Annotated in this window: 19 protein-coding genes and 1 riboswitch; of the genes, 5 read left to right on the plus strand and 14 right to left on the minus strand. The window is 61.7% G+C overall.

What is annotated here, in order from left to right; genetic code table 11:
* The first annotated feature begins 88 nt into the window (after window positions 1-88).
* The 3 genes from HMPREF2757_RS09470 to HMPREF2757_RS09480 all read left to right on the plus strand — a co-directional run bounded on the left by HMPREF2757_RS09470 (window position 89) and on the right by HMPREF2757_RS09480 (window position 4381).
* Window positions 89-934, plus strand: coding sequence for an alpha/beta fold hydrolase (locus HMPREF2757_RS09470; RefSeq protein ID WP_070575929.1), 846 nt, complete (start codon window positions 89-91; stop codon window positions 932-934).
* A 70-nt stretch (window positions 935-1004) separates the two neighbouring features.
* Window positions 1005-2213, plus strand: coding sequence for an acetyl-CoA C-acetyltransferase (locus HMPREF2757_RS09475; protein WP_256278304.1), 1209 nt, complete (start codon window positions 1005-1007; stop codon window positions 2211-2213).
* Between the two features lie 11 nt (window positions 2214-2224).
* Complete coding sequence (locus HMPREF2757_RS09480) at window positions 2225-4381, plus strand: 3-hydroxyacyl-CoA dehydrogenase NAD-binding domain-containing protein (protein WP_070575931.1); 2157 nt, start codon at window positions 2225-2227, stop codon at window positions 4379-4381.
* A 257-nt stretch (window positions 4382-4638) separates the two neighbouring features.
* Here the strand turns inward: HMPREF2757_RS09480 and madM are convergent, their stop codons facing one another.
* The 14 genes from madM to HMPREF2757_RS09550 form a co-directional block, all read right to left on the minus strand.
* On the minus strand, window positions 4639-5403 hold the full coding sequence (gene madM, locus HMPREF2757_RS09485) for a malonate transporter subunit MadM (protein ID WP_070575934.1): 765 nt from the start codon (window positions 5401-5403) through the stop codon (window positions 4639-4641).
* Window positions 5403-5834, minus strand: coding sequence for a malonate transporter subunit MadL (madL, locus tag HMPREF2757_RS09490; protein ID WP_083304222.1), 432 nt, complete (start codon window positions 5832-5834; stop codon window positions 5403-5405). The genes madM and madL overlap by 1 nt, the downstream gene beginning before the upstream one ends.
* A gap of 108 nt (window positions 5835-5942) precedes the next feature.
* Complete coding sequence (locus tag HMPREF2757_RS09495; protein ID WP_070575935.1) at window positions 5943-6125, minus strand: hypothetical protein; 183 nt, start codon at window positions 6123-6125, stop codon at window positions 5943-5945.
* Window positions 6126-6265: 140 nt separating this feature from the next.
* The gene (gene dnaB, locus HMPREF2757_RS09500; protein ID WP_070575937.1) at window positions 6266-7615 is read right to left on the minus strand and encodes a replicative DNA helicase; all 1350 of its coding nucleotides are present in this window, start codon (window positions 7613-7615) and stop codon (window positions 6266-6268) included.
* A gap of 135 nt (window positions 7616-7750) precedes the next feature.
* Complete coding sequence (locus HMPREF2757_RS09505; RefSeq protein ID WP_070575940.1) at window positions 7751-9148, minus strand: tripartite tricarboxylate transporter permease; 1398 nt, start codon at window positions 9146-9148, stop codon at window positions 7751-7753.
* Window positions 9148-9618 carry a hypothetical protein gene (locus HMPREF2757_RS09510; protein WP_070575943.1) on the minus strand — a complete coding sequence of 157 codons (471 nt, stop codon included), beginning with the start codon at window positions 9616-9618 and terminating at the stop codon, window positions 9148-9150. Before HMPREF2757_RS09510 ends, HMPREF2757_RS09505 begins: the two co-directional genes overlap by 1 nt.
* Before the next feature lie 40 nt (window positions 9619-9658).
* The gene (locus HMPREF2757_RS09515) at window positions 9659-10600 is read right to left on the minus strand and encodes a hydroxymethylglutaryl-CoA lyase (protein WP_070575946.1); all 942 of its coding nucleotides are present in this window, start codon (window positions 10598-10600) and stop codon (window positions 9659-9661) included.
* Entirely contained in the window at window positions 10600-11871 is a 1272-nt protein-coding gene (locus HMPREF2757_RS09520; RefSeq protein WP_070576381.1) for a hydroxymethylglutaryl-CoA reductase, degradative, read from the minus strand. The genes HMPREF2757_RS09515 and HMPREF2757_RS09520 overlap by 1 nt, the downstream gene beginning before the upstream one ends.
* Before the next feature lie 139 nt (window positions 11872-12010).
* Window positions 12011-13912: a helix-turn-helix domain-containing protein gene (locus HMPREF2757_RS09525; protein WP_070575949.1), complete on the minus strand. Its 1902-nt coding sequence runs from the start codon at window positions 13910-13912 to the stop codon at window positions 12011-12013.
* A 1-nt stretch (window position 13913) separates the two neighbouring features.
* Window positions 13914-15218, minus strand: coding sequence for a DUF445 domain-containing protein (locus HMPREF2757_RS09530; RefSeq protein WP_256278305.1), 1305 nt, complete (start codon window positions 15216-15218; stop codon window positions 13914-13916).
* 41 nt (window positions 15219-15259) lie between these two features.
* Window positions 15260-16168, minus strand: a complete 909-nt coding sequence (locus HMPREF2757_RS09535; protein WP_083304223.1) for an energy-coupling factor transporter transmembrane component T family protein — start codon at window positions 16166-16168, stop codon at window positions 15260-15262.
* Complete coding sequence (locus HMPREF2757_RS09540) at window positions 16155-17621, minus strand: ABC transporter ATP-binding protein (RefSeq protein WP_070575955.1); 1467 nt, start codon at window positions 17619-17621, stop codon at window positions 16155-16157. The genes HMPREF2757_RS09535 and HMPREF2757_RS09540 overlap by 14 nt, the downstream gene beginning before the upstream one ends.
* Complete coding sequence (locus HMPREF2757_RS09545; protein ID WP_070575958.1) at window positions 17618-18310, minus strand: ECF transporter S component; 693 nt, start codon at window positions 18308-18310, stop codon at window positions 17618-17620. Before HMPREF2757_RS09545 ends, HMPREF2757_RS09540 begins: the two co-directional genes overlap by 4 nt.
* 14 nt (window positions 18311-18324) lie before the next feature.
* Window positions 18325-19029, minus strand: a complete 705-nt coding sequence (locus HMPREF2757_RS09550) for an ECF transporter S component (protein ID WP_083304224.1) — start codon at window positions 19027-19029, stop codon at window positions 18325-18327.
* Between the two features lie 25 nt (window positions 19030-19054).
* Window positions 19055-19180, minus strand: a riboswitch (TPP riboswitch).
* 163 nt (window positions 19181-19343) lie between these two features.
* Here HMPREF2757_RS09550 and HMPREF2757_RS09555 point away from each other — a divergent pair.
* Window positions 19344-20891, plus strand: coding sequence for an AbgT family transporter (locus tag HMPREF2757_RS09555; RefSeq protein ID WP_070575961.1), 1548 nt, complete (start codon window positions 19344-19346; stop codon window positions 20889-20891).
* A 30-nt stretch (window positions 20892-20921) separates the two neighbouring features.
* Window positions 20922-22076: a M20 family metallopeptidase gene (locus tag HMPREF2757_RS09560; protein WP_070575963.1), complete on the plus strand. Its 1155-nt coding sequence runs from the start codon at window positions 20922-20924 to the stop codon at window positions 22074-22076.
* Window positions 22077-22171 lie beyond the last annotated feature (95 nt).

Raw genomic sequence — 22171 nt, forward strand, 5'->3', positions numbered from 1 at the left:
TTCTTCGTACGTCGTCAGGTTTTCCTCCGCTTTTCCAAAGGTTTTCCTCCCTGCCGCCTAGAATGGGGCCTGTGAACGGCAGACGATTATGACGAGCAATTTCTCAAACTCGACCACACTCGCCGACGGCCGTGTGCTCGTGTGGGACGAATGGGGCGAGCCCACCGGTGTGCCGCTGCTGTACGTCCACGGCACCCCGGGTTCTGGCCGCGAAGCTCAGGTTCTGCACCACGCCGCCGGACGTTTGGGAATCAGGATCATCGCCCCGCACCGGCCGGGCTATGGCGGTTCTACGCACCTGCCGGGGCGCAGCGTTCTCGAATGGGCCGAGGACGCGTACACGCTGCTCGATCAACTGGGCCTGCCCGCTGCCATGCTTCTGGGCTTTTCCGGGGGCGGTCCACACGCTATCGCCTTTGCGCTGCGCTATCCGAACCGGGCCAGCGCTGTCGGTCTGATTGCGCCTGCCGGTTCGCCCACCGGTGTTTCTGCTGTGGTCTCACGATGCGCCTGGGCGGTTGGCATGCCCGTTCTGGCCGGGATTCTGGGGCTGCCGCGGTTGGGTCGGCGGCTGGTTGCCCGGTCCGGCAGCCGCCGACGGTCACTGCGTGCGGCCAGCATTTTCACTGCTTCTTTGGATACTGCCGTCGGCCGGGGCCGTGAGCACCTGCGCGGTGCCGTGCGCGATTCCTGGGCGATCTACGGTCCGTGGAGCCGTTTCCTCAACTGGAATCAAAAGGGGCTGCCGCCGTTCCTGCTGTGGCACGGCGAAGACGACACTACCGTAAAGCCCGAGGTCAGCCACCGCATCAGCCGTGCGCTCGCTGGTTCGCAGCTGACGATTCTGCCCGGTGTGGGGCACGTCAACGCCCTGTCTGAGCACGGCGAAACGATCCTGAGTGAACTGAAAAGCGCAGCGGAATCCGCGCGCTGAGAACAACTCAAACGATCGTTTGGTTTGTGTTAGCTTAGACACAAACTGCTCCCCAGATCGGAGGACACTGATGTCAGACGCGTACATCTATGACGCAGTGCGAACCCCGCGCGGTAAGAACCGCGGCGGCGCACTGCACGGCACCAAACCCATTGACCTCGTGACCGGCCTCATCGACGCCGTCCTTCAGCGCAACCCCGAGGCTGACCCCAACCAGATCGACGACATCGTGCTCGGTGTTGTCACCCCCGTTGACGAACAGGGCGCGGTCATCGCCCGCACCGCAGCGATTGCCGCCGGACTGCCCGACACCGTGGCAGGTGTGCAGCTCAACCGGTTCTGCGCCTCGGGCCTGGAAGCCGTCAACACGGCTGCCCAGAAAACCTCGGCCGGATGGGACCAGCTGGTGCTCGCCGGCGGTGTCGAATCCATGTCCCGCGTCCCCATGGGCGCAGACGGCGGCGCGTGGGCAGAAGACCCACAGACGGCCTACCACTCCTACTTCGCACCGCAGGGCATCGGCGCTGACCTCATCGCCACCACCGAAGGCTTCACCCGCGAAGACTGCGACGCATACGCCGTCGAATCGCAGAAGCGCGCCGAGAACGCCTGGCAGAACGGCTACTTCGACAAGTCGATCGTCCCGGTCAAAGACATGAACGGCTTCACCGTTCTGGCAGAAGACGAACACCGCCGCCCCGGCACCACCGTGGACGACCTCGCCAAGCTCAAGCCGTCCTTCACCAAACTCGGCGAAGAAGTCGGCTTCGACGCTGTCGCACTGCAGAAGTACACACACATCGAGAAGATCAACCACGTCCACCACGGCGGAAACTCCTCCGGCATCGTCGACGGCGCGGCCCTGACCCTCGTGGGCACCAAGGAAATCGGCGACAAACTCGGCATGAAGCCGCGCGCCCGCATCGTCGCCACCGCCGTCACCGGTTCGGACCCGACGATTATGCTGACCGGCCCCACCCCGGCCACCGAAAAGGTGCTCAAGACCGCCGGTCTGAAGGTTGAGGACATCGACCTGTTCGAACTCAACGAAGCATTCGCGGCCGTCGTGCTCAAGTGGATGAAGGACCTCAACATCCCGCACGACAAGGTCAATGTCAACGGCGGCGCCATCGCCATGGGCCACCCGCTGGGCGCTACCGGCGCCATGATCCTGGGCACGCTGCTGGACGAACTCGAGCGCCGTGACCTCAAGCGCGGCCTCGCCACCCTGTGCATCGGCGGCGGCATGGGCATCGCAACCATCATCGAGCGAGTCTGAGGGGAAGAACCATGACTGAATACACCGGATACGACTGGTCCCAGAGCCCCGACGGAATCGTCACCATCACAATGGACGATCCCAACAGCGGCGCCAACATCATGAACCAGCACTTCCTCACCTCGCTCGAAGGAACCGTCGAGCGCCTGGAAGCGGAAGTCGACTCCATCACCGGCGTCATCATCAAGAGCGCCAAGAAGAAGATCTGGTTCGCAGGAGCTGACCTCACCGGCTTCCTCAACATGCCGCAAGAGGCACTGGAACCCGAATTCGAAAAACTCGAACACACCAAGGCCCTCATGCGCCGTCTGGAGCAACTGGGCAAGCCTGTTGTCGCAGCCATCAACGGTGCGGCACTTGGCGGCGGCTTCGAAGTTGCGCTGGCCTGCCACCACAGGATCGCCGCATCTGACAACGGCCGCATCCAGCTGGGTCTGCCCGAAGTCAGCCTCGGCCTGCTGCCCGGCGGCGGCGGTGTCACCCGTGTGACCCGCATGCTTGGCCTGCAGAAAGCACTCCAGAACGTCATCCTGCCGGCCAAGCCGTTCGACCAGGAAAAGGCACTGGCCATCGGGCTGATCGACAACGTCGTGCCCCTGGACCAGATGGACGAAGCTGCCCGCGCCTGGATCAAGGAAAACCCGGCACCCGTCAAGCCGTGGGACGAACGCGGTTTCAAGATTCCCGGCGGTGCACCGAAGGACAACCAGGGCCTCGTGGCTGCACTTCCCGCCCAGCTGCGCAAGCAGCTCAAGGGTGCCCCCATGCCGGCCCCGCTTGCCGCAATGTCAGCGGCAGTCGAAGGTGCCCGCGTGGACTTCGACACCGCCTCGACAATTGAGTCCCGTTACCTGATCAGCCTGCTCGCGCACCCCACGTCGACCAACATGATCACGGCGTTCTTCTTCAACATGCAGGCCATCAAGGCCGGCAAGTCCCGCCCCGAGGGCTTTGAGAAGTTCCAGGCCACCAAGGTCGGTGTTCTCGGTGCCGGCATGATGGGTGCTGCCATCGCCTACGTCAGCGCGAAGGCCGGCATCGACGTTGTGCTGAAGGACGTGTCGAAGGAAGCAGCCGAAAAGGGCAAGGACTACGCCCGGAAGCTCGAAGCCAAGGCGCTTGAGCGCGGCCGCACCACCGAAGACAAGTCGCAGGCACTCCTGGACCGCATCACCACCACCGGTGACGCTGCTGACTTCAAGGGCGTTGACTTCGTCATCGAAGCTGTTTTCGAGAACGTCGACGTCAAACAGCAGGTGTTCCAGGAAATCCAAGATGTCGTCGAACCCGACGCTGTTCTCGGTTCCAACACCTCGACCCTGCCGATCACCACGTTGGCAGAAGGTGTCGAGCGCAAGGAAGACTTCATCGGCATCCACTTCTTCAGCCCTGTCGACAAGATGCCGCTGGTGGAGATCATCCGCGGCGAGAAGACCTCGGATGCTGTGCTTGCGAAGACCTTCGACTTCGTTCAGCAGATCCGCAAGACGCCCATCGTGGTCACCGATTCGCGCGGCTTCTTCACCTCGCGCGTCATCGGTACGTTCCTCATGGAGGCCATCGGCATGGTCGGTGAGGGCGTCGAACCGCAGATGATCGAACAGGCTGCCCTGCAGGCCGGCTACCCCGCCGGTCCGCTGCAGCTGATGGACGAACTGACGCTCACCCTGAACAAGAAGATCGCGGACGAAACCCGCGCAGGCAACCAGGCTGAGGGCAAGCGCTTCGAAGAGTTTGGTCAGGACGTTGTTGCCTGGATGCTCGACGAAGGTCGCCCCGGACGCAAGGACGGCGCAGGCTTCTACGAATACGAAGACGGCCAGCGCGCCCGCCTGTGGCCAGGTCTGCGTGAGAAGTACAACTCCAAGCACGAAGGCGTCGACATTCACGAACTGGGCGAACGCATGCTGTTCGCCGAGGCAATCGACTCCGTCAACTGCCTGGAAGAGGGCGTTCTCACGACCGTGGCCGATGGCAACATCGGTTCGATCCTCGGCATCGGCTTCCCCGCCTGGACCGGTGGTGTGCTCCAGTACATCAACGGCTACCCCGGCGGCATGAAGGCCTTTGTTGCCCGTGCTGAAGAGTTCGCGCAGAAGTACGGCGAACGCTTCGCACCTTCGGAATACCTCAAGAAGCGTGCAGAGGCAGGCGAAACCTTCCTCTGATCCGCGTGTGATGCGTGCGGCTGGGTAGTTGGCGCACGCAGGCGCGGGGACGTGAACTGATACAGCTGCGGGGGCGGTTGCGGACTTTTCCGCGACCGCCCCCGCAGCTGTTTTTCTTGCCTACTCGGCAGTTCTGCTGTTTAGGTGGACTACGGAGGCGAAAACGGCGATTTCCCCTCGTTCTTCCGACTAGACGGCAGAGTAACTTTGGCAGGCGGGTGACTGAGTGGGTGGGGGCACCGGCACCTCTGGTTGCGTCAGCCGGTGATGGCTCGCACCGCCAGGTAGAACACGCTCGGGCCCAGCAGGCAGCCCAGACCGGTGTAGAACGTGGCGGTCATGGCGCCGTAGGGCACCAGGCGTTCATCAGTGGCGGCGAGCCCTGCGGCGACACCGGAGGTTGTGCCCATCAGCCCGCCGTAGATCATGGCGGATTTGGGGTTGTTCAGTCCGATGAGCTTCGCGGCAAAAGGCGTGCCGATCATGACGAGCACCGACTTGACCAGGCCCGCGGCGACGGACAGGGCAATGACGGTTTCGGATGCGCCGACTGCGGTTCCGGTGACCGGGCCGACTATGTAGGTGGCTGCTCCCGCACCGATTGTTGCGATTGATTCCGCGTCCCGGTAGCCGAAAGCCACGGCAACACCGGCCCCGACGACGAACGACAGCACTACACCGATGATGAGCGACAGCGCACCGGGCAGCCCGGAGCGTTTGAGTTCGCGCACATCGATCCCGTAGGCAGTTGCGACAATTGCGAAGTCACGCAGCATGGAACCGCCCAACAGCGCCATGCCGCCGAAGACTGCGATGTCTGAAATGCCCTTCTTGCCGCCGGTTGCCAGTCCGCCGAAGTAGGCGAGCACCAGGCCCAGCACGATTGCGATGGCCGAGGCCTGCAGCCGTCCGCCCGTGAGGGCTTTTGACAGCCAGCCGGAGACGATCATGATGACTGCAACGACCACGAACGCCACCAGCAGGTCGAGGTCTTCAAGGACTGAGAGAACTGTGTCGAGCATCAGCGGTCACCGCCTTCGGGTGCGTCGGCTGGTTCTGCAGCGTCGGCTGGTTCCTCGATATTCGGCAGAGGTTCGCTCGGGGCACCGATTTTGGAAAGCAGCGGCACCATGGCCAGGCTGGCGACAGTTGCGGCAGCACCGGCGGCCAGGGCAACGGGACCGGCGCCGACAGCCGCGTAGACGTTTTGGATTGCGGCCATTGCTACGACAATCGGAATGTACATGGCGTTCCAGAACAGCACACCGTGTTCTGTCGGAGTGGGCAGTTTGCCTTTGCTGCGAAGCCATGTGGTCAGCGCAATCAGGAGGATCATGCCGAAGCCCACTCCCCCGACGTTGGCATCTACGCCCAGAAGCTGGCCGAGGATTTCGCCGATGATGGTGCCTGCCAGCACGCTTGCGGCGAGCGCGGCGACTCCGTAGAGAATCATCGCTCGCTCCTTTCGGATAAACGGTTAGAGGATTGACAGGTTGAAAGCTGCGACTGCGCACAGAAAAGCCGGTCCGCGGCGGGCGGACCGGCTTTCAGTTCAGATGGTTCAGCTGGTGGGCTTTGCCAGCTGGTCGGTCTTGGGCTGGTGCGCAGCGTGGTTGAAGAACGCGCGACGGCCGAGTTCGTAGATCCAGCACATGACCCAGCCGATGGCGACGCACAGTGCGGGCAGGAGGACCCACATGGCAACGAAGACGATAAGGGCGATGATCGCACCGATGACCTGCATAAGCGACCTCTTCACTAAAGCGGATTAGGACATTCGAACCCAGTCTACCCCGTCCAGCGTTTGTGCACACTTTTCCGGGCGGGCTCTCAGGTGCCAGCCGCCTACTGTTCCCAGGCGCGAGGTGCCAAACACTCGTCCCGTCACCGCGGCATGTTCGCAAAGCGCGATTTCGCACCCTGGAATGCGACGGTGATTTCGCCGGTGGGTCCGTTGCGGTGTTTGGCGACGATGATCTGAGCTTCACCAGCCGATGGTGATTCGGGGTCGTAGACGTCTTCGCGGTGGATCAGCAGAACCATGTCCGCGTCCTGTTCGATCGAACCGGATTCACGCAGGTCAGACACCATGGGGCGTTTGTCGGTGCGCTGTTCGGAGGATCGGTTCAGCTGGGACAGCGCAATCACGGGAACCTCAAGTTCCTTGGCCAGCAGTTTGAGCGAGCGGGAGAATTCGGAGACTTCCTGCTGGCGTGATTCGACGCGCTTGCCGGAGGTCATGAGCTGCAAGTAGTCGATGACGACCATTTTGAGATCGTGCTGCTGTTTGAGCCTGCGGCACTTGGCACGGATTTCAGTGAGCGCCATGTTTGGGGAGTCGTCCATGTACAGCGGGGCGTCGTTGATTCGACCCATGGTGTTGGCCAGGGTGGTCCAGTCGCGGCTCTGGTCGAGGTCACCGTGGCGCAGGGCCTGCAGCGGGATGCCGGATTCGGCTGACAGCAGGCGCATGGTGAGTTCCTGCCTACCCATTTCCAGCGAGAAGATGACGGTGGTCTCGCTGTTGTGGATGGCGGCGGAGCGCGCGAAGTCCAGGGCGAGCGTTGATTTGCCCATACCGGGGCGGGCGGCGATGACGATCATCTGCCCGGCGTGCAGGCCGTTGGTGAGTTCGTCGAATTCGTAGAAGCCGGTGGGCACGCCGATGGTGTCGCCGTCGTGGGCACCGGAGCGCTCGATTTCTTCGACTGTCGGCCCCAGCACGTCTGCCAGGCGCACGTAGTCTTCCGAGGCGTTGCGCTCGGTGACCGAATAGATTTCGGCCTGCGCACGGTTGACGAGGTCTTCTGTGTCGCCTTCGGCGTCGTAGCCCATCTGCACAATGCGCGTGCCGGCTTCGACGAGTTTGCGCAGCATGGCCTGTTCGCGGACGATGTTCGCGTAGAAGCCGGCATTGGCGGCCGTGGGCACGGACGAAATGAGGGTGTGCAGGTAGGCGGGTCCGCCGATCCTGGCGATAGAGCCGGCTTTGGACAGGGCGTTGGCCACCGTGACGGCGTCTGCGGGTTCGCCTGCCGCGTAGAGGTCGAGGATGGTGTCGTAGATGGTTTCGTGGGCCGGAATGTAGAAGTCGTCGCCGCGCAGGAGTTCGACAACGTCCGCAATCGCGTCCTTGGACAGCATCATGCCGCCGAGCACACTGGCTTCGGCGTCACGGTCCTGCGGTGGTGTGCGCAGACCCGCGTCCGCGTGTTCCCATGTGTTGTCGGCCATCTGTCCCTTCCCCTGATGCGCGGGCCTCCCCGCGGCTCACCATCATAGGACCACCCGCTGACATAGCCGGTCCGGTCCTCGTACGAGGCGGAAGTCGCCACCCTTTCCCCGCCCGACTGCCCTGGGGTCACCTGGTCAACCGAGGAGCGCCATGATTCCAGGCACGCTCAGGATCGCCACGTAATAGGCCATGAAGAGCACGCCTGCGTGAATGCGAAGGACTCGAATGAGCAGACCTGAGAGCACCCCGACCGTCAGCACCACCACGAGACCGAGAATTCCGCTTTCCCACAGGCTCACCGCAACAACCAGACCGACAAACGCAGCGATAATCGCTTCGTGGCTGACCTTAGAGACGACGAACTTGGCTGCCGTGTGCGCGTAGCGCATTGAGAACGGGTAGGCGATGAGTGCGGCAGCGATAACGCCGATCAGTGCGAGGCCGAAGAACTCCCAGCTGGTCAGTGCGTCCGAAATGTTGTAGTGCTGGCCGCTCTCCGCGTCAGTGTGGAAGACCGGTGGCGCGTTGAACAGCGGTGCAGCGGGGCCCGCAGAGACCGGGCTCAGAGGCAGGCCAAACGCAATAAGCGGAATCATCGCTTCCGCAATGTAGGTCGATTCTGTTGTGCCGTTCTTCGCGGCAAGCACGGTTGTCAGCCTCTGATAGCCCTGCTTAATGCGCGAACCAGCCAGTTCACCCATAAGGACTGTCATAGCTACAGGGGAGAAGACAAAGGTTGCCGACGATACGACTGACGTACTCACAGTTGCGAGCTTTTGCGTGCGGTCCAGTTCTCTGAGCGGGTTGGGGAACCATCCGCTTCGCTTCTTTTCTCCCTGTTCTTCGGGCACGGGAGCGAGGTACACGCGTGAGGGGGTTTCTCGTGCCATTTCTCTGCGGTTGAGCGGAACGGCAGCGCGCAGAAGGTCGAGCAGCAGGGGGCCCGTAGCAATGCCGAGGAAGTAGCTGGTTGACACCGAGGTGTCGAAGGAGCCCAGCCAGGCGTTGAGACCGAGCACGATTGCCGCAAAGGGAATGATGGCAAAAACTCCGGCCCATTTGCCTGCCGAAGCGTAGCCGATGCCGAATGCTGCAACGAGGAACAGCCACGGGGCAAGGTCGCCGATCAGCTCGCTGAATGGCGACAGAACAAACGAGAACACCATTGCTGTGGGAACAGCGATGAAGGCGGAGATAATGGCTGCCGAGACAGCCTTGCGGAGAGCAACATGGGGCAGCCCCAGTGCCCGCATTTGGCGAGCCTCGTCCAATAGCGGGACAGCCATCGTGTCGCCGGGTATGCCCAGCAGCATCGTTGGAATTGCATGGGTCATGTGTTTGGAAACAGCCGCTGCGAAGAAGAATGTCCAAACGCCGGCCGGAGGGACTCCAAGCAGGATGACTACAAGCGTCAGCGGAGCAATCGTTGCTGTTTCATCGGTTCCCGAGACAATGCCGATCAGTGAGAAAACGAGTGCGCCAATGAGCGCCATGAGGATCGCCAACGGCAGATCCGCGAGGAGGAGTTCCATCAGCGTTCGCCTCCCTTGTCAGCATTTGATTTCTGAGACTGTTCGAACTCCTCAAAGACGCTTGTCAGACCTGCCTGCTCGAGCTCCCTGCGCGACATTTCGCTCGCGTCTTCAAGTGAGCCCAACCCCTTCGGGTCGGCGGCAAGCTCGGTCACAATGCTTTCGATTCGACCGGCCTCATCAGGCGTCTCGACGATCTCTCGGGCGGGCTTTGCAATGAATGCGGTGACGAAGCCGGCTCCGAGGCAGCCGACCAGCGCAGTCGCGAGTGACCACACGTGCACCAAATCGGGGTTGTCGATAAACAGCCCGAAGAGGGCTCGTCCGCCATAGAGGCCGATAAGGGCACCGATAATGCCGCAGAGGACCCCGGCCAAAAGCGTTTTCGGACGGACCGTGTCGTTCCACACGAGAAGGTAGCCGCCGGGATCTCCCTGGGATGCGGCTGAGTCAGACAGATTGCTACTCATCGTTGAGCTCCAGATGTAATAAGTCGTCGAGCGACAATGGTCAGGCAGTAAGCGCCCGCTTAACGGCGGATGCGCTTGTGTTGCCCTTCTTTAGGTCAAACCAGTCAGTCGCTTCTGCGACTTTTCTGAGGTCTATATCGGTGCAGATACCTGCACCGTGCAGAAACCACAGCAAATCTTCCGTTGCCAGATTGCCCGTAGCTCCGGGGGCAAACGGGCAGCGACCCAACCCACCGGCAGAGGAGTCCACTTCGCGCACACCAGTCCGAATGGCGGCTGCCACATTCGCAAGCGCTTGTCCGTAGGTGTCGTGGAAATGCACTGCGATGTTGGAAGGTGCAAAGCCGGCTTTGTAAAGATCTTCAAGGAGAGCTTCGACCTGGGCAGCGTGGGCAACGCCGATGGTGTCGGAGATGACGACTTTTGCGGCCCCCGCTTCGAGAAGCTCGGCTGATCGAGCAACAACTGCAGCTCGGTCGACTTGCCCCTCCCACGGATCGCCAAAGCACATCGAAAGATAAGCGCGGCTGGGCACCCCAGCACTGCGTGCTTCGCTGACGACCTCAGCGGCCTGCTTGACACTGTTGTCGGCACTTGTGTTCATGTTCGCCTGGGCGAAGGATTCGGTCACCGAGGCGAATACTCCCACTGCATCGATCTGTGCATCCAGTGCACGTGCCAACCCTTTGAGGTTGGGAACAAGGGCCGTGAACTTCACACCGGGAACGCGCGGCAGCCCCTTTACAACAGCTTCGGCATCCGCCATCTGCGGAACCAGGTCCGGCCGGACAAACGAGGCGACTTCGATGGACTTGAGGCCGGCATTGACAAGCTCAGTGCAGAAAGCAATCTTCTCTTCTGCGCTAGTCAGTGTTGATTCAGCTTGGAGTCCATCACGGGGGCCGACTTCGTGGATAGTAATAGGCTCAGCCAGCCATTCACCTGGCTCGACGGTCACCGGGAAGGCATCACTTCGCTTCATCAGCTGTCCTCTTCGCGAAGCTGTCGAAGTGCCTTTTCCGCCTCTTCCGCGCGAATATTGCCGGTTTGGACGAGCACCGCAGCCACGCGAGTGACTTCTTCACCCTCAGCCCCTGCGGCCGACGCAAGGGTGCGGGCGTGCAAAGCCATGTGTCCCTTCTGGATACCTTCGTCTGCGAGTGCGCGCACAGCAGCGATGTTCTGGGACAAACCAACAGACACAATGACCCGCGACAGTTCGTCTGCGGTCTCTACACCGAGAACTTTCGTGTTGGCTTTGGCCACGGGGTTCGACTTTGTTGCGCCACCGACGAGTCCGACGGGCATCGGCATTTCCAAAGTGACCGAAAGGTTCCCATCGGCGTCGCGCTCGAACCGTGAGAGAGATTTGTAGCTGCCGAATCGAGCGGCATAGGAGTGCGCACCCGATTCGACCGCTCGGGTGTCATTTCCTGTAGCCAGCACAACGGCGCTTACACCGTTCATGATGCCCTTGTTGTGAGTGGCAGCGCGGTAAGCGTCTGCCTCTGCCAGTGCCGCGGCGTCAAGGATCGACTCAACAACCTCTTCGCCGCCAAGGTCCTCCGGCGACAATACGGCACGCGCGGTGTACACGCGCTCAGTGGCGAAGTTGGACAGAATCCTCATGAGGACGCGGCCGCCGGCAATCTTCTCAATGCTGGGCTTGAGAGCTTCCGCCATTGAGTTGACGGCGTTGGCACCCATTGCGTCGCGCACGTCGACGATCAGATGGACGATCACCTGAACTCCGCGTTCAGTTTCGACGATGCGAGCTTTGAGATCTTCGCATCCCCCACCAAACTTGACGAGGATCGGGTCGACCGAGTTTGCCTCTTCGATGAGGCCGCTTTTGGCTTCTTCTAGGCGAGCTCGGGCCGCATAGGGGTCCGAGACGCCGATGACCTGAATCTGCGCGATCATCTTGGGCCCGGTGGAACTAGTGGTGAAGCCGCCGTGTTTCAGGGTGTGGCGTGCAATGTTGGATGCCGCTGCAACAACCGACGGTTCTTCAGTTGCCATGGGGACGAACCGGGGCTGACCGTCAACAAGGAAGTTGACACCCAAGCCAATCGGCACGCCGATGACGCTGTATACGTTTTCAATCTGTGAATTGGCGCGATCGATGGGCAACGCGGGGCCTGCGTCGAGCACTTCGCGTGTTTCTTCATCGAGTCCGAGTCTCTCGGCGAGCGCATCGCGACGTTCCTGCGGCGTGAGTTCTCGGATTCCCGACCAACGAGCATCTGACATTGTGCTGACCTCCAAAGCAGTTTCGGGCATGCAACAACACCACTGTTGTTAACTGGTTCACGACGCTACGCCAGCATCACGTCCTTCAAAATGTGGATGAACACCACAATCAACGGACACTGAGTGTGGACATCACACATCAGGCTTCAAGGTCGCAGGTCAGTCGCCAAAAACGAACCGCGATCTCGATGGAGAACAGCCGATTCGGTTCCCTCCAATCGCCCAACAGATCGTCGAGCCGACTAAACCGCTGAGAAAGTGTGTTGACGTGAATGAACAAGCGCTCTGCTGCAGCACGCATATTCCGGCCTTCTTTGCAGTAGGCAGTCAAGGCATCGAGCAGCGGTGTAGAGCGCCCAGCCTCAACTAAGGGGTACGCCTCCACATCGAACAACGGCCCCAAGTGCATCTTCATGAACTCGGCGCGGAATTCTCGAGATGTCATCAACAACCACGACACCGGCTCAATCGCTTCGGCCCTATAGACCTTCGACGGCCACTCCCCGTGAGTCAGTGCCTGCAGCCACGATTCAAGCTTCGGCCACTGCTTGGGCGCATTTTCATAGAAGTCACGAGCTGTCTCGCAAGTCCAAACAATAACCGGTCCGGGAATAGACCCTGCCCGCTGCTTGTGGAGTTCATCACCGCGAGTCGCTGCGACCACCGCAACCGTCGTACCGCGAATGCTTGCGGCAATGAGTTTTCTGTCGTCCCGGACAAATGACTCCACAGTTGACACTGGCTCCTGGGACACAATGAGCACAATCTGGTCCGAAGGATCGAAGCCAGCGTCTTCAAGGAATTTGAACGGCTTAGCACCGTGCCGATTGAGTATGTGCCTGGTCAGTGCAGCTTCCCGCCTATTGTGCGCTTGGATCAGGTGCGCATGGTGAAGGGAGAACGCACCCAGGCACAGTTCCGCCAAGCGGACAGCCACGTCTGACTGCAGCGCCTCCACCACTTGTCCGGGGTACTCGATGAGCAGAAAAAACCGGCCGTAGATCTTGGATCGAACCGGCACACAGGCTAATGGCGAACTGTTGCGCAGGCGGTGGCAAACCCGGTCTTCTAGGGGAAGGAGATCATTCAAGTTGAAAGCCTCCTCCTCGATCTGGAATCCAGGCGAGGATGCGAGCGTCTCTCCCCGAGCGTCGATGAGCATCAGTTCCGCCGCGAATTCGGCGCTGGCCTGCGCCAGAAGCTCCGACAGTGTGCTTCCGCGAACGATGTTTTCGAACAGCTGGCTCAGCTTGTCGGAGCTCTTCCTCCACGACGCAAAGTAGTTTTCCCAATGCGCGAGTCGCTTGAGCGCTACTTCTGCATTGGCTTCCATGTCTGTGAAAGCCAATGACTTCCAAATGGTTGCCGACGCGATATCGGCAAATGAACTGATAGTCGCGATCTCTTCCGGCGAATATCGCCGTTCGCTGCGCGAGCTGAGGAATAGGACTCCCACCACTCGCGAATGCGCAATCAGCGGCACTCCAGCCAACGACACGAGTCCCTCTGCGGTCACTGCTGTGTCGAGGTTTTCGGATCGGACAAACCGGTTGTCTTGAAAGTAATTCGGGCTGACCTTTGCGGCCTGCGAATTCACGACCAGTGTGGCCATTCCGGTATCAGGCAACACCTCAAGTCCGGAGAACTCCCGGCTGACGGCTCCCTTTGAGGCACGAACCTTGAGATACCCGTGCTCCGGGTAGTACTGAGACAGGTAAGTTACGTCCGACATCCCGAGCGAATGAACGAAGCCGACGATCTCGTCGAGAATCTCGTCTGTTGTTCTGACGCTTGTGATGGTTTTCGTGGCTTCGTGAATAGCCAGAAGTTCCTTGTTTCGCCGCTTGAGGTTGTCGATCTGAGAACGCAGTCGCTCAAGTTCTGCTTCGACCTCATCGCGAAGTCTGTCGTCTAAGCCGTACTGCCTCAAACTGCTCGGACGCCAGCTGTTTTCAGCTTCCGAAGCGCCGGCAACATAGCCGCCCACGGCTTTCAGCATCTCTGCCAGGACTTCTGCGTCGGCAGACTGCAGGCGTCCCATCTCACCCCCCAATAAGCACTGCAACAGTGTGGATGAGCAAGCCCGCCAGGCAGCCGATGACGGTGCCGTTGATGCGGATGTACTGCAGGTCTTTGCCCACGTAGAGTTCGATCTTTTCGGCTGCCTCGCGCGCATCCCAGCTGGCGATGGTGTCGGATATAACGCTTGTGAGCTCACCGCCGAAGGACTCCGCTCCATCGGCAACGGCGACGGCCAGAGTGTGGTTCCACTTGTTGGCAAAGGCTTCGTCGTCTGTCATGCGGGCGGCGAATTCGGCCAGTCCTTCGCGCAGCTTCTGCTGGACGGTGCCGTCAGCTTCGAGCATTGAGTCGCGCAGAAGGCGGGATGTCGATTCCCACATGGCAACGGCCGAGGTGACCACCGCCTCGCGCGAGAGCATGTCAGCAAGTGTTGCCTCGAACCGCTCAGCAAGAGAGGACTCCTCTTGCAACTGTGTCCCTAGCCCGGTCAGCCACTCGTTGAGCGCTGCCCGAGCGCGGTGGCTGCGGTTGTCGCGCACATCGGCAATCCAGCCGACGATTTCGCGGTGCAGTTTGTCCGACACCATGCGGTTGGCGAACCTGGGCACCCATTCGGGGGCGCGCTGGCTGACGATGTCATCGACCACCTGCGGGTTGTACAGCAGCCAGGAGTGCGCTTCCCCGGCAACGATGTCGACCAGGTGTTCGTGCGCACCATCGGCGACGATTTCCTGCATGAGTCGGCCCACCACGGGTGCTTTGCGCACCTGAATAAGCCGGGGAACCAAGACATCGCGGGTGAGGTCGGCAACGGCCTCGTCATCCACCCGATCGAGCACATACTGCAGGGCCATACCGGCACGGCAAACCACTTTGTCCTGTGAAGAGGGCTTGCTCAGCCATGCACCGACTCGCTGTGTGACACGGGCGGATTCCACTTTGGGTGCGACGGTGTCGTAGGTGAGGAAGTTCGAAGCGACAAAGGCCGACAGGCTTTCGCCCAGCACGTCCTTTTTGCGCGGAATGATCGCGGTGTGCGGAATCGGCAGGCCAAGCGGGTGGCGGAAGAGTGCGGTGACGGCAAACCAGTCTGCGAGCGCACCGACCATGGCCGCTTCGGAACCTGATTTGACGAAGCCCCACACGCCCGTGCTGTCAGTGAAGATGACGGTGGCCAGCCAGATGAGTGCGGCGGCTACCAACAGGCCGGTGGCCAGGGTGCGCATGCGTCGCAGCGCTATGCGACGGTCTTCTTCTGTCACGGGTGTGTTCTGCTGTGTGCTCACACGCTCATTCTTCCAGTAGTCGCCGGGGTGCTCAGTCACAGTCGCCCCTGCCGCTCACGGCAACCCCAGCCACAGCCGCCTCATGTGAGAATCAGATTCCACGTCCCTGCCGCTACAGCCGCACCAATGGCTGCGGCACTCATAAGAACCCCAACCGCCACAATCACAGCGTCCCGCGCATAAAAGCGCGACTGGCGCAGCTGGGTGCGACGGCTGGTGCCGAAACCTCGGCCCTCCATGGCCATCGCCAGGCGGGTGCCGCGGCGGATCGCCTGGACGAGCAGCGCGAATGCCACCGGGACCACTCCCCCAAGTCGGCGCAGGAGCGTGTCGGGGCCGACACCTCGGGCGCGGCGGGCAAAGGACAGCGTCTGCCATTCAGCAGTGAACAGCGTGACCAGGCGGGTGGCGGCGAGCGCTGACATGACGAACCGCTCCGGCAGGTGCAGCTTCTGCACCAGGGCGTCGGCCAGGTCGGTGGGATCGACGGTCGATGCGATGGCCACTCCGGGCAGGGCGAGCGCCAGCACGCGGACGCCGATGGCGGTACCGGATGCCAGCGATCCGGTGGTGATGAGCAGCGGGCCGATGTGCACCAGCACGTCGCCGGTTTTCTCCGCCAGGATGGTTGTGGCCCAGGCGGCGATGAGTGCCGCGCCGGGCAGGAACCACAGGCGTTTGAGCATCGCGCCGATCCGCAAGCCCGTCAGCGGCAGCAGGAGCACCTGGAGGGCCAGCATTACGGATGCGCTGACGATGTCGATGCTGAACAGCACACCGCACATGAGGATGAACGCGAGCGCCATTTTCGACAGCGGGTTGGCGCGCACAAACGCGGTGCGCCGGCGGATGGGCACCAGCAGGTCCACCTGGACGGGGGCTGCAGACCTGGGCAGGATCACGGCACGAGGCGCCGCCGGGCTTCCCGCTGTCCCTGCACCGGGGGTGGGGGTTGGCTGGGCGGTGGTGTTGTGGTCAGGCGAATTCACAGCGCACCGCCCCGAGTGTGTTGATAAAGGCTTCGTCGTGGCTGACCGTGACGACCGCTTGGCCATCGCGCAGTTCGTCGATCACCAGTTCGGCGAGCGCTCGCCACGTGCGGGCGTCTTGGCCGAAGGTGGGTTCGTCGATGATGAGGATGCGCGGCCGGGCGGCGAGCATTGCGGCTACTGACAGGCGGCGCTTTTCACCGCCGGAGAGCTGCTGCGGGTGAATGTCAGCCAGATGTTCTAGGCGCAGCGCGGCCAGGAGCTGTTCGGCGCGTTCGTCTGCTGCTTGGGGGTCCCAGCCGGCTCGCTGTGGGCCGAACCGCAGTTCGTCCAGGACGGTGGCGCGCAGGAATTGGTGTTCGGGTTCTTGGAACACCATGCCGATGCGGGGCACAAGTTCGCGGGAGCTCCACCGGAAGGGGTCGCTGTGTTTGGGTGGGCGGACGGTGCCGCCTAGGGTTGCCAGCTGCTGGGCTGCGGCAAGCTGGCCGTAGGCGGGTTTGAGCAGACCTGCCAGGGTGAGCGCTGTGGTTGATTTTCCTGCACCGTTACGGCCGGTGAGGGCGAGCGCTGTACCCGCGTGAATGGCGGCGGTCAGTTCGGCGACGGGTTCGCTGTTTTCGCGCTGGACACCCAGGCCGTCGGCGGTCATGAGTGTTTCGCCGGTTGTCGGCGCGTACGGGGCAGGTAGGGCGGCATCGGGCAGCCACAGTCCGGCTGCTTCCAGTGTGGGGCGCAGTGCGCTGTCGGCCAGGATGTGTTTGGGGCTGCCATCGGCGAGCACCCCGCCGGGGCCCAGAACCACAATCCGGTCGACGTGCTCGGTCCACACCGGCAGGCGGTGTTCGACGATCAGCATGGTCGCGCCCGTGGCTTCTTGCGCGGCGATGATGGAGTCGCGCACGGATTCGACGGCTGCCGGGTCGAGGTTGGCGGTGGGTTCGTCAAGCACCAGCAGGCCCGGCTGCATGGCGACAACCCCGGCGATGGCCAGGCGCTGTTTCTGGCCGCCGGACAGAGCTGCCGTCGGGTGAGTCAGCGGCACGTCGAGGCCCACAATGTCGAGGGCTTCGGGGATTCGGCGGGCGATTTCCTCTGCGGGAATGCCGACGTTGGCCATGCCGAAGGCCACGTCGTCGCCGACTTCGGCGAGGATCACCTGCGAATCGGGGTCCTGCAGGACAAGCCCGGAGATTCCTCGGGCGGGGTCCGGTGGGAGGCCGTCAACAAGGAGTTCGCCGAACTGTTCGCCGGATTCATCGGGCAGAACACCGGCAACGGCGTGGAGGAACGTTGATTTTCCAGCACCCGAACCGCCGACCAGCAGAACTTTCTGGCCGGCTGGGATTTCAAGGTCGAGGTCGGAAACGGCCGGTTCGGCTCGGCCGGAGTGGTACCAGGTGAACCCGCGGGCGGACACTGCCGCGGGTCGGGATGACGAGGTGGTGGTCACGAATCTGCGGGACTTTCGCTTTCTGAGGGGCTCCCCCGGTGACCCGCACCTTCGGGTGAGGAGGCGGCGTGAGGTGGGCGGCGCCTCGGGCGCGGGTCGGTGCCGGATGCGAATCCGGTCAGCACTCCGGTCCGGCGGATGGCGCGGTAGACGAACCAGCCGCCCAGACCGGCGAATACGGGGCCTGAGACCAGGGCGCAGGCGGCGAAGACCAGCTGCCATTCGAAGGCCCAGCCGGCGTTCCAGAAGATGTTGTCGGTGATGGACACCGAAATGGCCGGTGCGAGGCCTGCGAGTACGGAAATGCCGAGGGTGTAGCGGCGGTAGCGGGTCAGGGCGAAGACGAGTTCGGTCATGATGCCCTGGCACAGGCCGGTGAACAGGATGACCGGACCGAAGACCGAACCCAGGAGGGCTTCGGTTGCTGCAGCGATGAGTTCGCACACGATTGCGGCGCCGGGTTTGCGGATGATGAGTGCCCCCACGGGCCCGGCCAGCAGGTAGAGGCCGCCGACCAGGCCCGTGGTGGGTGGGAACACGAGGTTGAACGGGACGTCGATGATGGGCCGCAGGGACGTCCACGCGAAGTACACGGCACCGAGTGCCACGGCGAGTACTGCCGCGACGATGATGTCAACGGTGCGCCATTTCAGGCTGCGTGTGGGCGTGGTGTGTGCGGTGTGGGTCATCGGGGTCTTTCAGTTCATGTGCGGTTGGGGGTTGTGTGCTGGCGGGGTGTGGTTGTCGTCCGCCCGGAGGCGAAGGCTGACAGTGCGCCGGTGGGCACGATTGCCTTCCACAGCAGCCATGCACCCAACCCGGAAATGATAATGCTGGATGCGATTCCGCAGACGGCGTAGACGACCTTGAATGTCATAGCCCATTCGGCGTAGTACATGACGATTTCGCCGACCACCAGTGCGATGCCTGCGCCGAGGCCGGACAGGAGCATGACGGGCAGGTTCCATTTGCGGTAGAGGACGGCGAGGAACACGATTTCGGCGCCGGCGCCCTGCAGGAGGCCGGAGATGATGGCGGTTGCACCGAAGTGGGAGCCCAGCACGGCTTCGACGGCTGCGGCGAGTGTTTCGGCGATGAGGGCGGCGCCGGGTTTGCGGACGATGATTCCTGCGAGTGGGCCTGCGAGCACCCAGATGCCGCCGAACAGGCCGACCAGCGGTGGGAATGCGACGGTCCAGAGTTCGAAAACGCCCCATATGGCGGCGACACCCCAAAAGATGACGCCGACGGCTACTGCGATGACGACGGTGACGATGATGTCGACGGTCCGCCAGGGCAGGCTGGTTTTTGTCTGCGTGCTCTGTGGGTTTTTCGTCTGTGCTGACGAGGTGGTTGGGTTGTGTGGGTTGGTTTGGTGTCCGGTATGGACACGGTTGTTGTGTGTCATGAGTCCTCCTCAAGGCAAGGAGGGGTCAAGAGTGTGCTCGACTTCCTTCGCCGGTGCTAACCGGGCAGGTTCGAGGGTCTGCGGCATCGCACTCTCAGCGCCCTTGTTCGGATCTCTACGTTTGATCCGAGGCGCTCCCCTGTCGTACGGCCGATACCTTAGCAAGGACAGTGCGCTGGCGCACGGGATTGGCTGGGGTGAACGGCGGCATAGGGAGGCTTCAACTGAACGGAAAGAATATTTCAGTTCATTAGCAGCAGGCCAACGGCTCCGGTAGGCTTTCCGCAATCCGTCCGCCAAAGCGAAGGAATACGATGTCGTCATCAGCACAGACAGACACCGGTAAGCAACGCGGCACTTGGCTTGTCAATCTACTGACTGGGATCGAGCGGGCCGGCAACAAACTGCCCCACCCCTTCTGGCTCTTCGCCGGGCTTGCGGTCATCACCCTTCTGCTGAGCGCCCTTCTTTCGAAGCTGGGAGTCAGCGCGGTTTCACCGGCCGACAACAAGGAAGTCGCCGTCGTCAACCTGCTCAGCCCTGACGGCATCAACAAGATGATCACGGAAGCCGTGCCGAACTTCACCGGCTTCCCTCCCCTTGGCCTGATCATCATTGTGATGCTCGGAGTGGCAGTCGCAGAACAGTCCGGCCTGATCTCCGCTTCCATCCGCGGCGTGGTCGCCAGGGTCTCGCCGAAGTGGCTGACATTCGTTCTTGCCCTCGCCGGGGTCACTGGTTCGGTCGCCTCCGATGCTGTCTACGTCGTGCTCATTCCGCTTGGCGCCGTCACGTTTAAGACAGCGGGACGTTCACCTGTGCTGGGCGCGGTTGTGGCATTCGGGTCGTGCAGTGCCGGCTTCAACGCTTCGCTGCTCGTCACCGCCACTGACGCAATTCTGGCTGGGCTTTCCACCAGTGCCGCTCAGCTGATCGACGAATCCGTCACCGTTTCGCCCGTCGCCAACTATTTCTTCTCAATAGCTTCTGCGATCGTCCTTGCTCTGATCGTCACACTGGTCACTGAGCTGCTGCTGGTTCGAACCACAAAGGACATGATCGATGACGAGCCTGACGAAGAGGCTGCCTCAGCTGATGAGTTCCGTCTTAGCCCGGCTGAGAAGCGCGGAGTCATCCTGGCCTTCATCGTCGGCTTCGTCTTCCTCGCGCTCTACCTTGCCGCCCTCCTGTGGCCGAATTCCATTTTCCAAGGGGAGGAGGGAGTCCTCGACAGTCCGCTGCTGAGCGCCATCGTTGTGCCTATCGCGCTGATGTTCGCGGTTGTTGGTGTGGTCTACGGTCTTGTGACTCGTTCCATCACCAAAGCGCAGGACATTCCGGAGATGATGGGCAAGGGACTTCTTTCCCTGGCGCCCGTCATGGTTCTGTTCTTTGCGGCGGCGCAGTTCGTGGCCTATTTCAAATGGTCGAATATTGGGCCGATCATTGCGATCAAGGCGTCTGAACTTCTGCAGCAAGCACAGATGCCGACCCTGGTGATGTTCGCCGGGCTGGTGCTTCTGGTGGCGCTGCTGAATCTGCTGATCACAAGCGGATCCGCGCAGTACGCGCTGATGGCCCCGGTTATCGTCCCCATGTTTATGCTGTTGGACGTGTCGCCCGAAGTCACTCAGATGCTGTTCCGCATCGGCGATTCGCCGACCAATATCATCAGCCCCATGAGCCCGTACTTCGCCTTGGCGCTCGGCTATGTACAGCAGTACTATTCGCGCGCCCGGATCGGCACTCTGCTTTCTCTGACCTTGCCGCTGTCTGTGGCGATGCTCGTGGGCTGGTTTGCCTTCTTCGCCCTCTGGTATGCCCTCGGCCTGCCGCTGGGCCCCGGTGTGCCGGTTCGCTGATCTTCGCTGCCTGTGAAAGGAGATAGCTCTATGTCGCACGTACGTGCAGTGCATGATTTTGTCGAAAAGAACATCGAAGCTGTCCTCGATGACCTCGACCGGCTTGTCAGTCTCGAAACACCGAGCAGCGATCGTCGACTTTTGGACAGATTTCTCCGGGAATTTGAGCCTTTTGTCGAGCAGCGCCTTGGCACGCCAGCCAAACGCCAGCTCCACAATGGCGGGGATCGGGGTGACGTCCTTGATCTCACATGGGAAGGGTCGCCCGGCGTTGAGGGCACGTTGCTGTCAGTCTGCCACTACGACACTGTTTGGCCAGAAGGCACACTTGCTGATTGGCCGCTGACCCGTAAGGGCGACGTTCTGACCGGCCCGGGCGTTCTGGATATGAAAGCCGGAATTGTGCAGACCATATGGATGGTCACCGCGCTGCGGGAATTGGCGATACCGCATCCTGCAATCCGCCTGCTGCTGACCGGCGATGAAGAGATCGGCTCTACTGCCAGCCGTCAGCATATTGAAGATGCGGCATCCGAAAGCCTTCTGACCTTGATTGCTGAGCCAAGCGCCGGAGGGGATATCAAGGTACAGCGAAAGGGAACGGTGATGGCCGACATCACGGTTCAGGGAGTCGAATCGCATGCTGGCCTCGATCCAGAAAAGGGCGCAAGCGCGATCCATGAACTCGCCCGGCTTGTTGGCCGAGTTGCGGACCTTGCGGACCCGGAAAAGGGAACGACCATCAATGTTGGGATCATCAACGGCGGTTCCGGCAGGAATGTTGTTGCCGGTACAGCACGGTGTGAAGTTGACGTTCGCATACAGGACGCTGATGAAGAAGACCGTGTTGTAGCGGAGCTGGAAGATCTTTCGCCATACGACAGCCGCTGCACCGTCACAACCGAGATTGATCGCAATCGCCCGCCGATGAACCCGAGTGAGCGGGTCAACGAGCTGGTCGCTGTCGTCGAAGCGATCGGCAATGAGCTGGGCAGCACGATTTCGACAAAGCCCGTAGGCGGAGCTAGCGATGGCAATTTCATTGCAGCCTTGGGGCTTCCGGTGATCGACGGCCTTGGCGGTATCGGTGCCGGGCCGCACGCCCGGCACGAGCACATCACCGTAAGCGGACTGCCCCGACAGACGGCTGTCATGGCCGGATTGGCAGCGCATTTGACCAAGTGACCCGCACTGGTGGTCACTGTTTGGCGCCTGTATTAGAAACGGCAGGTGAGATGCAGGCGAGCGCTGGACCGCTCATCTACTGGGGGTGAGTGCCG

It is taken from the genome of Brevibacterium sp. HMSC063G07 (assembly GCF_001810665.1).
GTDB lineage: Bacteria > Actinomycetota > Actinomycetes > Actinomycetales > Brevibacteriaceae > Brevibacterium.

Coding starts and splice junctions, on each gene's coding strand:
- HMPREF2757_RS09470 (WP_070575929.1), top strand. CDS start 89: ATGACGAGCAATTTCTCAAACTCGACCACACTCGCCGACGGCCGTGTG.
- HMPREF2757_RS09475 (WP_256278304.1), top strand. CDS start 1,005: ATGTCAGACGCGTACATCTATGACGCAGTGCGAACCCCGCGCGGTAAG.
- HMPREF2757_RS09480 (WP_070575931.1), top strand. CDS start 2,225: ATGACTGAATACACCGGATACGACTGGTCCCAGAGCCCCGACGGAATC.
- madM (WP_070575934.1), bottom strand. CDS start 5,403: ATGCTCGACACAGTTCTCTCAGTCCTTGAAGACCTCGACCTGCTGGTG.
- madL (WP_083304222.1), bottom strand. CDS start 5,834: ATGATTCTCTACGGAGTCGCCGCGCTCGCCGCAAGCGTGCTGGCAGGC.
- HMPREF2757_RS09495 (WP_070575935.1), bottom strand. CDS start 6,125: ATGCAGGTCATCGGTGCGATCATCGCCCTTATCGTCTTCGTTGCCATG.
- dnaB (WP_070575937.1), bottom strand. CDS start 7,615: ATGGCCGACAACACATGGGAACACGCGGACGCGGGTCTGCGCACACCA.
- HMPREF2757_RS09505 (WP_070575940.1), bottom strand. CDS start 9,148: ATGGAACTCCTCCTCGCGGATCTGCCGTTGGCGATCCTCATGGCGCTC.
- HMPREF2757_RS09510 (WP_070575943.1), bottom strand. CDS start 9,618: ATGAGTAGCAATCTGTCTGACTCAGCCGCATCCCAGGGAGATCCCGGC.
- HMPREF2757_RS09515 (WP_070575946.1), bottom strand. CDS start 10,600: ATGAAGCGAAGTGATGCCTTCCCGGTGACCGTCGAGCCAGGTGAATGG.
- HMPREF2757_RS09520 (WP_070576381.1), bottom strand. CDS start 11,871: ATGTCAGATGCTCGTTGGTCGGGAATCCGAGAACTCACGCCGCAGGAA.
- HMPREF2757_RS09525 (WP_070575949.1), bottom strand. CDS start 13,912: ATGGGACGCCTGCAGTCTGCCGACGCAGAAGTCCTGGCAGAGATGCTG.
- HMPREF2757_RS09545 (WP_070575958.1), bottom strand. CDS start 18,310: ATGACCCACACCGCACACACCACGCCCACACGCAGCCTGAAATGGCGC.
- HMPREF2757_RS09550 (WP_083304224.1), bottom strand. CDS start 19,029: ATGACACACAACAACCGTGTCCATACCGGACACCAAACCAACCCACAC.
- HMPREF2757_RS09555 (WP_070575961.1), top strand. CDS start 19,344: ATGTCGTCATCAGCACAGACAGACACCGGTAAGCAACGCGGCACTTGG.
- HMPREF2757_RS09560 (WP_070575963.1), top strand. CDS start 20,922: ATGTCGCACGTACGTGCAGTGCATGATTTTGTCGAAAAGAACATCGAA.